Below are 13,025 nucleotides of genomic sequence, written 5' to 3' on the forward strand. Positions count from 1 at the left end.
CCAACGGCGACGGCTCAAGCTGCCAGTTCGGCGTCAGCCACTGCCGAAGCACGCGCCGGCCGGCTCCGGTGCACCAGCCCCGACAAGGCCCCGGCCGCGACAATGCACAGCCCGCCGGCCGCCTCCTTCCAGCTCAGCACCTCGGTCGCCAGCCACCACGCCGATACCGCCGCGATCACGATCTCGAACAGCATCAGCAGTGACACCCGGTTGGCCGGCAGCCGCTGCAGGCCGTACTGCACCACCGAATTGCTGACCACCAGCACCGCGGCCAGGCCCAGCACCAGCATGGCGACGCTGACCTGCGCGCCCGCCGCGACCACCACCGAGGTGCCATCCAGCAGCAGTGCCGCCGGCACGCCGACCACGGTGCAACCGAGAAACACCACCACGGTACGCACGCGCGCATCCATGTCGGGAAAGCGCTGGCCGGCCCGGCGCGACAGCACGTTGTTGACGGCAAAGCCCATGCCGCCGACCAGCCCCGACCATTCCGCGGCGTTGCCCGGCAGTGGCACGCCGACCTCCGGCGTCCACAGCATCAGCCCCGCGCCGAACAGGGCCAGCGCCACCAGCCCCAGCCCGGCCGCCGACAGCCGCTCACCCAGGAACAGCCGCGCGAACAGCGCGGTCCAGACCGGCGTCAGGTAGAACAGCAGCAGCACGCGCATGACATGGCCGTTGACGCTGCCCCAGACAAAGCCTGCATTGGTCACCCCCGCCGCCAGCCCGATTGCGACAAAGAGCCAGTGCGGGCGCAGCCCGGCCAGCTGGCGGCGGAACGCCAGCATCGACAGCACCGCGGCGACCGCGCTGACCAACGCGGCGGCGTGCATGCCGCCCAGCCCCCAGCCGGCCAGCACGCGGTACGGAAACCAGGCGATGCCCCAGACCGAGGCCCCCAGCAGGATGGAAAGTGATGCCTTGACCGCATGGCGGTCGGCCGGCGCAGCCTGCGCCGTAACGAGTTTCGTGTTCATGAAGGAATCTGTTTGAGGCGAGCCGGGCTTGTTGCGGCGACTCAAAGACGAGCGAGCAGGCAAGTCCGGACGGCGCCGGCGGCATCACTGCGATGTGATGCCCGCCATCCGTGCCCCGGCCGGCCGCGCGGGCGGCCCCGGTGCACGGTAACCCGCGCCGTTCCTCTATAATGCGTCGTTTTAACCGGCCCCGACTGCTAACCGTGAATCCGCGCCTCGACCTGCTCCAGCCCTACCCGTTCGAGAAACTGCGGGTGCTCTTTTCGCAGGTAACGCCTGCCGACAAACCGGCGATCAGCTTCGGCATCGGCGAACCCAAGCACCCGACGCCCGAGTTCATCAAGCAAGCGCTGGCCGGGTCGCTTTCGGGACTGGCGAATTATCCCACAACGGCCGGTTCCGATGCACTACGACAGTGCATCGCGGGCTGGCTGGAACGCCGCTACGGCCTGCCCAAGGTCAATGCCGCGACCGAAGTGCTGCCGGTGACCGGCTCGCGCGAGGCGCTGTTCGCCTTTGCCCAGACCGTGGTTGACGGCACCAGGCCCGGCGCGCTGGTGATGTGCCCGAACCCGTTCTACCAGATCTACGAAGGCGGCGCGCTGCTGGCCGGCGCCACGCCGGTGTTCGCCAACAGCGACCCGGCGCGCAACTTTGCCCCGGCGTTCGACCGCATTGGCGAAGACGTGTGGCAGAACGTGCAACTGCTGTTCGTCTGCACGCCTGGCAATCCGACCGGCGCGGTGCTGTCGCTGGACGACTGGAAGCAGCTGTTCGCGCTGTCGGACCGCTACGGCTTCGTGATTGCGTCGGACGAGTGCTATTCGGAAATCTATTTCGACGAAGGCCGCGCTCCGCTGGGTGCGCTGGAAGCCGCGCACAAGCTCGGCCGCGCGAATGGGGCCAACCCCTTCGAACGGCTGGTGATGTTCTCCAGCCTGTCCAAGCGCTCCAACGTGCCGGGGCTGCGTTCCGGCTTTGTCGCCGGCGACGCCGCGCTGCTGAAGAAATTCCTGCTATACCGTACCTATCATGGCGGCGCGATGAACCCGGCGGTGCAGACTGCCAGCATCGCCGCCTGGAACGATGAGGACCACGTGCGCGAGAACCGCGCCGCCTACGTGCGCAAGTTCAGCGAAGTGACGCCGATGCTGGCCGAGGTGCTGGACGTGGCGCTGCCCGATGCCGGTTTCTACCTGTGGGCCGATGTCTCGCGCACCGGCCTGAGCGATACCGAATTCGCCACGCGGCTGCTGGCCGAGCAGAACGTGACCGTGCTGCCCGGCAGCTACCTGGCGCGCGAAGCCGACGGCATCAACCCGGGCGCCAACCGGGTGCGCATGGCACTGGTCGCCACGCCGGAGGAATGCCTGGAAGGCGCGCGCCGCATCGTCGAATTCTGCAAATCGCTGGGCTGAGGCAGCTGCCTCGCCCACCGCATTGGCCAGACCCAAGCATCAATATTCAACCCTGAGAAAACGAACATGACGCAAGCACTGCAAGCCCTGATCGACCAGGCCTGGGAAGACCGCACCAGCCTGTCGCCCAAGTCCGCCCCCAACGACATCCGCGAAGCCGTGGCCAACGTCATCGGCCAGCTGGATGCCGGCACGCTGCGCGTGGCCGAGAAGCAGGGCAAGGACTGGATCGTCAACCAGTGGGTCAAGAAGGCCGTGCTGCTGTCGTTCCGCCTGGAAGACAACGCACCGATGAGCGCCGGCGGCTTCGCCCAGTTCTACGACAAGGTGCCGACCAAGTTCGCCAACTGGAGCGGCGACGACTTCGCCAAGGCCGGCTTCCGCGTGGTGCCGCCCGCCGTGGCCCGCCGCGGTTCGTTCATCGCCAGGAACGCCGTGCTGATGCCGTCGTACGTCAACATCGGCGCCTATGTCGATGAAGGCACCATGGTCGACACCTGGGCCACCGTCGGTTCGTGCGCGCAGATCGGCAAGAACGTCCACCTGTCGGGTGGCGTGGGCATCGGCGGCGTGCTGGAACCGCTGCAGGCCAACCCGGTCATCATCGAAGACAACTGCTTCATCGGCGCCCGTTCGGAAGTCGTGGAAGGCGTGATCGTGGAAGAAAACTCGGTGATCTCGATGGGCGTGTACCTGGGCCAGTCGACCAAGATCTACGACCGCGAAACCGGCGAGATCCACTATGGCCGCGTGCCGGCCGGTTCGGTCGTGGTCGCTGGCAACCTGCCGTCCAAGGATGGCAAGTACAGCCTGTACTGCGCCGTGATCGTGAAGAAGGTCGACGCGCAGACCCGCGCCAAGACCAGCCTGAACGACCTGCTGCGCGGCGACTAAGCCCGCGCCTGGCGCAGCCCGGCTGCGCCACACCGTCCCGGGGCCGGCCCCGGGATTGCATTTCCGCTGTTACCCCGCCTGGCCAGGCTGAACATGCCTTCCCTCCGCAAGCGACTCATGGCCCTGGATCCCGCCACCGTCAGTACCGTGCTCTCCCTGTTGCCCACCATTCTCGAGCAGGCAAACAAGACCATCGAGAAGATCAAGAAAGGCAAGCGCAAGGACGACGCGCCGGAAGGCGCCGTGGCCGAAGCGCGCGATCCCGCCGCCCGCATTGCCGAGTTGGAAGCAGCCGCCGTGCAGCAGGCCGAAGCGGTCAAGCTGCTGGCCGAGCAACACGCCATCACCATCGAAGCGCTGCGCAAGGAAGCCGCGCGGCTGGACCGCCGCCTGCGCCTGATGACCGCGGTCGCCATGGGCGGCGTGGCGCTGGGCCTCGGCAGCCTGGTAATCGCGCTGAACCTGCTGTTCCGCTGAGCCCGAATTTCACAAAGAACAAGCCATGACCGTCCTGCTCTACGGCATTCCCAACTGCGATACCGTCAAGAAAGCCCGCACCTGGCTGGACGCCAACGGCGTGGCCTACACCTTCCACGACTTCAAGAAGCAAGGCGTGGATGAAGCCATGCTGCGCGGCTGGCTCAGGCACGTGCCGCTGGCCACGCTGCTCAACCGCAAGGGCACCACGTATCGGGCACTGTCGGATGCCGACAAGGCCCGCGCCGAGGAAGAAGCCGGCGCGATCGCCCTGATGCAGCAGAGCCCGTCGCTGATCAAGCGCCCGGTGCTGGCCCACGATGGCAAGGTGATGGTGGGCTTTTCCGCCGACCAGTACGCCAGCCAGTTCTGATTTCCCTGCCGATATCCCCGCCGATATCCCCGCCGATATCCCTGCCGATATCCCGGCTGATTTTCCTGATTTAGCGCCGCCGTCACATGACCGCCACCCTCGCCCTCACCGAAGACCTGATCCGCCGCCGCTCCGTCACGCCCGCCGACGAAGGCTGCCAGGCCATCCTGGAAACCCGCCTGAAGGCGCTCGGCTTCGACTGCGAAGCCATCGTCAGCGGTCCGGACGATTTCCGCGTGACCAACCTGTGGGCGGTCAGGCGCGGCACGCAGGGCAAGGACGGCAAGCTGCTGGTGTTCGCCGGCCATACCGACGTGGTGCCGACCGGCCCGCTGGAGCAGTGGCACTCGGATCCGTTCGAGCCGACCCACCGCGACGGCAAGCTGTACGGCCGCGGCGCGGCCGACATGAAGACCTCGATCGCCGGCTTCGTGGTGGCGGTGGAGGAATTCGTCAAGGCGCATCCCGCGCATGCCGGATCGATCGGTTTCCTGATCACCAGCGACGAAGAAGGCCCGGCGCATGACGGCACCATCAAGGTCGTCGAAGCGCTGACCGCGCGCGGCGAGCGCCTGGACTACTGCGTGATCGGCGAGCCGACCTCGGTCAACGCGCTCGGCGACATGGTCAAGAACGGCCGCCGTGGCTCGCTGTCGGGCAAGCTGACGGTCAAGGGCATCCAGTGCCATATCGCGTATCCGCACCTGGGCCGCAACCCGATCCACGAAGCCGCCCCGGCAATGGCCGAACTGGCCGCCGAGCTCTGGGACGAAGGCAACGAGTATTTCCCGCCGACCAGCTGGCAGATGTCGAACATCCACGGCGGCACCGGCGCCACCAACGTGATCCCGGGCCACGTCACCATCGACTTCAATTTCCGCTTCTCGACCGCCAGCACGCCCGAAGGCCTGAAGGCGCGCGTGCATGCGATCCTGGACCGCCACAGCCTCGAATACACGCTGGACTGGACCCTCGGTGGCGAGCCCTTCCTGACGCCGCGCGGCGATCTGTCCGAGGCGCTGTCCGCGGCGATCCACGCCGAAACCGGCTTCGACACCGAGCTCTCGACCACCGGCGGTACCTCCGACGGCCGCTTTATCGCCAAGATCTGCCCGCAGGTGATCGAGTTCGGCCCGCCCAACGCCAGCATCCACAAGATCGACGAGCACGTCGAGGTGCGCTTCATCGACCCGCTGAAGAACGTTTACCGCGGCGTGCTGGAACGCCTGATCGCCTGATTTTTTTCGCCGAAAGATACCTACATGGCAACGCCCTCTCCCCTGCGCACCGTGCGCGACCTGCTGCGTCTCGCAGTCTCGCGCTTTACCGCCGCGCGCCTGTCCTTCGGCCACGGCAGCGCCAACGCCTATGACGAGGCAGCCTACCTGGTGCTGCACACGCTGAACCTGCCGCTCGACACGCTCGACCCGTTCCTCGATGCGCGCCTGCTGCCCGAGGAAATCGACGCCGTGCTGAAGGTCATCGACCGCCGCGTCAACGAGCGCGTGCCGGCCGCTTACATCACGCACGAGGCCTATATGCATGGCCTGCGCTTCTACGTCGACTCGCGCGTGATCGTGCCGCGCAGCTTTATCGGCGAACTGCTGCAGGAAGGACTGGAGCCGTGGATTGGCGAAACCGACCAGATCGGCCCGGTGCTGGAACTGTGCACCGGCTCCGGCTGCCTGCCGATCCTGGCCGCGCATGTGTGGCCGAAGGCGAAGATCGATACCGTCGACATCTCGCCCGACGCGCTGGCCGTGGCGCGCCGCAACGTTGCCGACTACAAGATGGACGACCGCATCCATCTGTACGAAGGCGACCTGTACGCGCCGCTGCCGCATGGTGCGACCTACGATGTGATCCTGACCAACCCGCCGTACGTCAACGAAACCTCGATGCAGGCGCTGCCGGCCGAATACCAGGCCGAGCCGCGCATCGCGCTGGCCGGCGGGGACGACGGCATGGACGTAGTGCGTCGGATCATCGCCGGCGCCAAGGCGCGGCTGAATCCGGGTGGCGTGCTGGTGGTCGAGATCGGCAACGAGCATGCCAACGTGGAGGCTGCCTTCCCCGACCTGGAAATCGTCTGGCTGCCGGTCAGCGCGGGCGAAGAGCAGGTGTTCTTGCTGACGTACGACGCATTGCCGGGCTGATGCGCTGAATCCGCCGACGGTTTGCCCCCCTCTCCCGCAAGCGGGAGAGGGGGCACACAATCTGCACAGGGAGCGGCCGCGCAATCTGGGCGAACACCGGCCAACCGTTGATCAGGCAACACGCGCAGGCTCTACACTCGCTGCAGATATTGCGCTACTGACGCCGTGACCGCCAGCAACTCCCCCCTTCCCGGATCCCCACCCGGTTCCAACGCCCTGCCCGCCCGGGCCGCGACGACGCATGCCGTGCGCGGCATCGCCATCCTGACCTTCGCCTTCGCGCTCAGCCAGTTCTTCCGCTCCTGCCTGGCAGTGATGGCGCCGGAACTGCAGCATGACTTCGGGCTGTCGCCGGCAGGGTACGGCGCACTCTCTTCATCGTTCTTCCTGGCCTTCGCCGTGGCGCAGATCCCGGTGGGCATCGCCTTCGATCGCTACGGCGTCGGACGCCCCACCGCGCTGCTGCTCGCCGTTGGCGCGCTGTCGTCGATCGTGTTCGTGCTGGCGCCCAACGGCACCGCGGCCACGCTGGCGCAGGTGGGGCTGGGGCTGGCATGCGCACCGGTGTTCATGGGCCTGCTGCATTTCGCCTCGGAGCAACTCTCCGAACGCGATTACACCCGCGTGGTCAGCCGCTCCAACGCCACCGGCATGATCGGCTCGCTGTGCGCGACCGCGCCGCTTGGCTGGGCCATCTCGCTGATCGGCTGGCGGCCATCGATGGCGGTATCGGCGCTGGGCATGGTGGCGGCCTGCTACGGCGTGTGGCGCTTCGTGCGCGACCATGGCCATGCCGAGGCTCGCAGCGCCTCGTGGCCGGCGATGCTGTCGGAAAGCGTGCAGCTGCTGAAGCTGGCGCCGCTGTGGACGCTGATTCCGCTGTGCGTGGCGATGGCCGCCGGCACCGCCTTCCGCAATGCCTGGAGCGGCCCCTACCTGGCAGAGGTGTTCGGCCTGGGTTCAGCGACGCGCGGCGTGGCGCTGACGCTGCTGAGCCTGGCCGGCTTCCTGACCGCCTTCCTGCTGCCGGTGCTGGTCCGCCGCAGCACGCTCAAGACCACCATCGCCGCGTGGTCGTGCTTTGCCATGTCGGGAGCGATCCTGCTGGCGCTGTGGCCGGCCACCGGCATCGGCTACGCCGTGGCGATGATGGCGCTGCTGTCGACCATCGGCATGCTGCATCCGCTGGTGATGGCGCAGGGGCGCGGGCTGATCCCGCCATCGCAGCGCGGCCGGGGGCTGGGACTGCTGAATACCTTCGTGTTCCTCGGCTCGGCGCTGACGTCATGGGCCTTCGGGCTGATTGCCAATGCGGGGCATGTGCGGCAGTGGCCGGTGGCGTCGACGTATGCGGCGATCTTCGTATCCGCGGCGGTACTGGTCGCGCTGTCGCTGATCCCGTATTTCTTCAGTCCGCCGCATCCCGCCAACTGAGCGCCATTTCGGACGGGGCCCGCCAGGCAGCCGCGCGGCGTGTGGATCACCACGAGACCGCCCTGGGCTTTGCCCACAAAAAGCCAGACTTATCGATTTAAGAATTCCCCTGCCACGCATCCCGCTTTACCGTTTGTGACATCCACGTCCCAGCCCGCTACATGGGACGACCGGCCGCGCCCGCGGCCGCATAACAAGGAGACACATCGATGGCATCCACCCTGCGCCCCGTCCGGGGCCGTCGTGCATGGCTCACCCGCGGACTGGCCGGCATGCTGGCCGCCGCGTCGCTGGCCGTACCGCTTGCCGCCGGCGCCGAGACCTGGCCCGCGCGGCCGATCCAGCTGCTGATTCCCTACCCGCCCGGCGGCAGCGCCGACCTGCTGGCGCGCCCGGTGGCCGCCAAGCTGCAGGAGAAGCTGGGCCAGCCGGTGGTGCTCGACTACCGGCCCGGCGCCGGGGGCACCATCGCCACGCAGGCGCTGGCGCGCGCCAAGCCGGACGGGTACACGCTGATCATGGTGCTGGCCGCACATGCCATCAATGCGAGCCTGTATCCCAAGCTGCCGTATGACACCCGCAAGGACTTCGCGCCGGTGTCGCTGGTGGCCAACCTGCCGATGATCCTGGCCGGCAGCTCGTCGCTGCGCGCAAACAACGTGCAGGAACTGATCGCGGAGGCAAAGGCCAATCCCGGCAAACTGACCTTCGCCTCGGCCGGCAACGGCAATACCGGGCATCTGGCCGGGGAGCTCTTCGATTCCGTGGCCGGCATCAAGATGACGCATGTCCCGTACAAGGGCAGCGCGCAAGTGGTGACGGCGATGCTGTCGGGCGAGGTCCAGCTGACCTTCGACAGCATCTCGACAACGCTGCCGCACGTGAAGAGCGGCAAGCTGCGCGCGTTGGCGGTGACCGGCAGCCAGCGCGCCGCGGTCGCGCCTGACGTGCCGACGCTGGCCGAAGCCGGCGTGCCAGGCATCAGCATCACTGGCTGGTACGCCGTGCTGGCACCGGCCGGCACGCCGCAGCCGGTGGTCGACCGCCTCAGCACCGAGATCGCCACGGTGCTGCGCCAGCCCGACCTGAAGGCCACGCTGGCAACCAATGGCTATGAGCCGGTCGGCTCCACGCCCGCCGCGCTGCGCACGCATATCGATGCCGAGATCAACCGCTGGAGCAAGGTAGTGAAGGACTCCGGCGCGCAGATCCAGTAACCGCTGTTCAACGGGCGCCGCCATGCTGGCGCCCGCTCCGTTTTTGCGACATGAACTTGCCGACATGACCCAGACGACCACCCAGCCCATCCAGCCCGCCCCGCTCACCCGCCCTTTCACCACCATGTCCGTGCTCGTGCGCGAGCACGCCACCGAACGCCCCACGCAGCCCGCGCTGATGCATGACGGGCGCGTGCTCGACTATGCCGGGCTGGACGCCGCCATGGACCGCATCGCCGCAGCGCTGGCGCGCGACAGCGTGCGCCCGGGCGAGGCCATCGCGATCTGCGCGAACTCGTCGATCGAATATGCCGCGGTCTATCTGGGCGCGGTGCGCGCCGGGGTGGTGGTGGCGCCGCTGGCACCGTCGTCGACGCCTGAAAGCCTGGCCGGCATGGCCGCCGACGCGGGTGCGCGCATCCTCTTCACCGATGCCGCGGTCGCGGCCGCCTTGCAGCCGGTACGCGCGCAAGTGGCGGGCACGCCCATCGTCACGCTCGATGGCAGCGACGCTGGCCAGCCGTATGCGGACTGGCTCGCCCCGGCCGGCACGCCGGTGCAGGAGCCCGGGATCCGCCCGGAAATGCCGCTGAACATCATCTATTCGTCCGGCACCACCGGCAAGCCCAAGGGCATCGTGCAGTCGCACGGCATGCGCTGGGCGCACGTGTCGCGCGGCGCGGCCACCGGCTACGGCACGGACGCGGTCACGCTGCTGTCGACGCCGCTGTACTCCAACACCACGCTGGCCAGCTTTTTCCCGACCATCGGCCTGGGCGGCACGGCGATCCTGATGGCCAAGTTCGATGCGGGCAAGTACCTGACGCTGGCGCAGCAGCACCGCGTCACGCACACCATGCTGGTGCCGGTGCAATACCAGCGCCTGCTGGCGCATCCGGACTTCGATAGCCATGACCTGTCGTCCTTCCGGCAGAAGTTCTGCACCAGCGCACCGTTCAGCCCGGCGCTGAAGGCCGAGGTGCTGCGCCGTTGGCCGGGAGGGCTCACCGAGCTGTACGGCATGACCGAAGGCGGCGGCAGCTGCCTTTTGCACGCGCACCAGTTCCCCGACAAGCTGCATACCGTGGGCCGCCCCGCACCGAACGCCGACATCCGCATCATCGACGACGAAGGCCGCGAACTGCCGCCCGGCAGCACCGGCGAAGTGGTCGGCCGTTCGCCGGCCATGATGAACGGCTATCACAACCAGCCGGAGAAGACCGCCGAGACTGAATGGCACGACGCGCAGGGCAATCGCTTTATCCGCACCGGCGACATCGGCCGCTTCGATGAAGACGGCTTCCTGCTGCTGCTCGACCGCAAGAAGGACATGATCATCTCGGGCGGCTTCAACATCTATCCGAGCGATATCGAGGCGGTGGTGCGCGAGCATCCGGCAGTCGCCGAAGTATCGGTGGTGGGCGTGCCGTCGGAGCGCTGGGGCGAGACGCCAGTGGGCTTCGTCGCGCTGCGCGCGGGCAGCGGCGCCACGGCGCAGGACGTGCTGGCCTGGGCCAATGAGCGCCTGGGCAAGACCCAGCGGCTGGCGGACTTGCACGTGGTCGACAGCCTGCCGCGCAGTGCCATCGGCAAGGTGCTCAAGCGCGAGTTGCGCGACCGGCTCGCGCTGGCGTGAAGCATCGATGCAAGAGACGCTGACGCGCTGCGCGCAGCACAATCGCAGAAAGTTTGCGAAGGTGCTTGCGCAATCGCGAAGGCGTACCTATAATCTGCGGCTTCGCTAGGCTCGTAGCTCAGCTGGTTAGAGCACCACCTTGACATGGTGGGGGTCGTTGGTTCGAGTCCAATCGAGCCTACCAACGCACAAAGGAAACGGACGGTACGCAATCGCGCACCGTCCGTTTTTCTTTTGCCGCGCGGAAATTTTCCCCGCGCGGAAATGTCAGGCGCTGATGCCGAACTCCGCCAGCACCGCCTCGGTGTGCTGGCCCAGCGTGGGCGCATCGCCCTCGGGCCGCGCCATGCCTGCCATGCCCGGCAGGTTCGCCCAGGGCACCTCGCCAATCCCATCCAGCGTCAATCGGCCGAATACGCCCGCCTGCCCGCATTGCGCGCTGCGCAGGAAATCACTTGCGTGACTGACGCGGCCGAACAGCACGTCGTGCTCGGTCAGCAGCGCTTCCCAGTGCGCGAGCGGCTGCGCGGCCACCGCCTGCGCCACGCGCCGGTTCAGTTCCGCCGCGCGCGGCAGCCGGCCGGCACTGGTGCGCAGCGCGGCATCGCCGAGCCAGTCGTCAAAGCCCATCACGCGCGCCAGCCGCACGAACATCGCGTCGTTGAGCATGCTGATGTAGAGCATGCCGTCCGCTGCCGCGAACAACCCGGTCGGTGCGTTGGCCGCGGCCATTTCCGCGTCGGGGAACATGGCATCGTCCACCAGCAGGTACGATTGCAGCGCCGCGCTGGTCTCCAGCAGCGACAGCCTCACATGGCGCCCGCTGCCATGGCGTGCGGCCTTGAACAACGCCGCGCACGCATGCTGGGCGGCATAGAGTCCGGTGTTGAGGTCGATCAGGAAGAACGGGATGCGCCGCGGCTGGCCGGCGCTGTCGCGATTCAGGTGCATCAGCCCGCTGACCGCCTGCACGGTGGTATCGACCGCCGGCAGCGCCGCCATCGGGCCAGCGTGGCCGTAGCCGGTGATCGACACATAGACCAGCGCCGGGTTGCGCGCGGCCAGCGCGTCATAGCCCACGCCCATGCGCTCGGCAACACCGGGGCGGAAGTTCTGGATCACCACGTCGGCACGCTCGGCCAGTTGGGCGATGGCGGCGCGGCCGCTGTCGGTGCGCGCATCCAGTAGGACGCTTTCCTTGCCGGCATTGCACGCCACCGCGATCGCGGTCTGGCCGGCGCGGATGCGGCCCATGTTGCGCGACCAGTCGCCGCCGGGCGGCTCCACCTTGATCACGCGCGCGCCCTGCTGGCGCAACACCAGCCCACAGTACGGGCCGGCGATGCCCTGGCTCAGGTCCAGCACCGTCAGGCCGTCGAGCAGCGCAGCGTCTTGTTCGGGTTGCATGTCGTCCTCCGCGTTTCAGATATCCAGCATGACCTTGCCGATGGCCCGGCGCGACATCGTGGTGTCGACCGCCGCCAGCCAGTCGCGCAGCGGGAAGTGCTGCAGCACCGGCGGCGGCAGCTTGCCACTTGCCACCGCCTGCATGATCTGTTCGACCACCTGCTGCACGCGCGGCGCGAAGCGCTGCCGTTCATCGCTCAGTCCCCAGCCGATGTAGTAGCCGTAGTTGAAGCCGATCACTGACAGGTTCTTGACCAGCAGCAGGTTGGCCGGCACTTCCGGGATGCGCCCGCTGGCATAGCCGATCGACAGCAGCCGCGCGCCCGGTGCCGCGCAGCGCAGCGAGGCGTCGAACAGGTCGCCGCCGACCGGATCGAACACCACGTCGACCCCACCCGCCGGGCACAGCGCCTTCACCGATGCCGCCAGCGTGGCAGCATCGGCAGGCAGCGCGTGCGCGGCGCCGTTGCCGAGTGCCGCCTCGCGCTTGGCGTCGGTGCTGGCAGTAGCGATCACGCGCGCGCCCATCAGCTTGCCCACCTGCACGGCCGCCGTGCCAAGCGCGCCGCTGGCACCGTGCACCAGCATGGTCTCGCCGGGCTGCAGCGCGGCGCGCCACGCCAGCGCGGCCCACACCGTGCCATAGGTGACCGGCAGCGCCGCGGCGTGCGCCAGTGACAGCCCGTCCGGCACCGGATAGACCGTGTCGGCGGTCGTCACCACTTCTTCGGCAAAGCCGCCCCAGTCCAGCGCCGCCGCCACGCGCTGGCCGACATGCAGCCGCGTCACGTCCGGCGCGACTTCCAGGATCTCGCCCGCTGCCTCGGTGCCGGGCGTAAACGGCAGCGGCGGCTTGCGCTGGTACTTGCCCGATACGAACAGGCTCAGCGCAAAGCCGACGCCCGCATGCCGCACGCGGATGCGCACCTGCCCCGGCCTGAGCGGCTGGCGCGGAATGCGTTGCAGCGCAAGCTCGCTCCAGTGGCACCAGCGCGAGCAGACCAGCCCCAGGTAATCGTTGTCTTGCATCGCC

12 protein-coding genes and 1 tRNA gene are annotated in these 13,025 nt (G+C 68.0%); 10 read left to right on the plus strand and 3 right to left on the minus strand.

From position 1 onward, the window contains the following. Positions 1–14: 14 nt before the first annotated feature. The gene (locus CTP10_RS08965; RefSeq protein WP_116320627.1) at positions 15–980 is read right to left on the minus strand and encodes a DMT family transporter; all 966 of its coding nucleotides are present in this window, start codon (positions 978–980) and stop codon (positions 15–17) included. 203 nt (positions 981–1,183) lie between these two features. Between CTP10_RS08965 and dapC the strand changes: the two genes are divergently transcribed. From dapC to CTP10_RS09015, 10 genes are all read left to right on the plus strand, one after another. Continuing rightward, on the plus strand, positions 1,184–2,398 hold the full coding sequence (gene dapC, locus CTP10_RS08970) for a succinyldiaminopimelate transaminase (RefSeq protein WP_116320626.1): 1,215 nt from the start codon (positions 1,184–1,186) through the stop codon (positions 2,396–2,398). 66 nt (positions 2,399–2,464) lie between these two features. Further along, positions 2,465–3,292 (plus strand): 2,3,4,5-tetrahydropyridine-2,6-dicarboxylate N-succinyltransferase, encoded by an 828-nt coding sequence (gene dapD / locus CTP10_RS08975; protein WP_018005704.1) that lies wholly within the window; start codon positions 2,465–2,467, stop codon positions 3,290–3,292. A gap of 117 nt (positions 3,293–3,409) precedes the next feature. Next, a complete protein-coding gene (locus CTP10_RS08980; RefSeq protein ID WP_233528185.1) occupies positions 3,410–3,769 on the plus strand; it encodes a hypothetical protein in 360 nt (119 codons plus the stop codon). Between the two features lie 25 nt (positions 3,770–3,794). After that, the gene (locus tag CTP10_RS08985; RefSeq protein ID WP_116320624.1) at positions 3,795–4,142 is read left to right on the plus strand and encodes an arsenate reductase; all 348 of its coding nucleotides are present in this window, start codon (positions 3,795–3,797) and stop codon (positions 4,140–4,142) included. An 86-nt stretch (positions 4,143–4,228) separates the two neighbouring features. Next, complete coding sequence (gene dapE / locus CTP10_RS08990; protein ID WP_116320623.1) at positions 4,229–5,380, plus strand: succinyl-diaminopimelate desuccinylase; 1,152 nt, start codon at positions 4,229–4,231, stop codon at positions 5,378–5,380. Positions 5,381–5,404: 24 nt separating this feature from the next. Further along, a complete protein-coding gene (gene prmB, locus CTP10_RS08995; protein WP_116320622.1) occupies positions 5,405–6,298 on the plus strand; it encodes a 50S ribosomal protein L3 N(5)-glutamine methyltransferase in 894 nt (297 codons plus the stop codon). Between the two features lie 165 nt (positions 6,299–6,463). Next, positions 6,464–7,732 carry an MFS transporter gene (locus CTP10_RS09000; RefSeq protein ID WP_116320621.1) on the plus strand — a complete coding sequence of 423 codons (1,269 nt, stop codon included), beginning with the start codon at positions 6,464–6,466 and terminating at the stop codon, positions 7,730–7,732. 209 nt (positions 7,733–7,941) lie between these two features. Further along, positions 7,942–8,949 (plus strand): Bug family tripartite tricarboxylate transporter substrate binding protein, encoded by a 1,008-nt coding sequence (locus CTP10_RS09005; protein WP_116320620.1) that lies wholly within the window; start codon positions 7,942–7,944, stop codon positions 8,947–8,949. 64 nt (positions 8,950–9,013) lie between these two features. Then, on the plus strand, positions 9,014–10,585 hold the full coding sequence (locus CTP10_RS09010) for a class I adenylate-forming enzyme family protein (RefSeq protein WP_116320619.1): 1,572 nt from the start codon (positions 9,014–9,016) through the stop codon (positions 10,583–10,585). 107 nt (positions 10,586–10,692) lie between these two features. After that, a tRNA-Val gene (locus tag CTP10_RS09015) sits at positions 10,693–10,769 on the plus strand. An 83-nt stretch (positions 10,770–10,852) separates the two neighbouring features. Here the strand turns inward: CTP10_RS09015 and CTP10_RS09020 are convergent. Next, positions 10,853–11,992, minus strand: a complete 1,140-nt coding sequence (locus tag CTP10_RS09020; RefSeq protein WP_116320618.1) for a CaiB/BaiF CoA transferase family protein — start codon at positions 11,990–11,992, stop codon at positions 10,853–10,855. Positions 11,993–12,007: 15 nt separating this feature from the next. After that, a complete protein-coding gene (locus CTP10_RS09025; RefSeq protein ID WP_116320617.1) occupies positions 12,008–13,021 on the minus strand; it encodes an NADPH:quinone oxidoreductase family protein in 1,014 nt (337 codons plus the stop codon). Positions 13,022–13,025 lie beyond the last annotated feature (4 nt).

The organism is Cupriavidus sp. P-10 (genome assembly GCF_003402535.2).
Taxonomy (GTDB): domain Bacteria; phylum Pseudomonadota; class Gammaproteobacteria; order Burkholderiales; family Burkholderiaceae; genus Cupriavidus.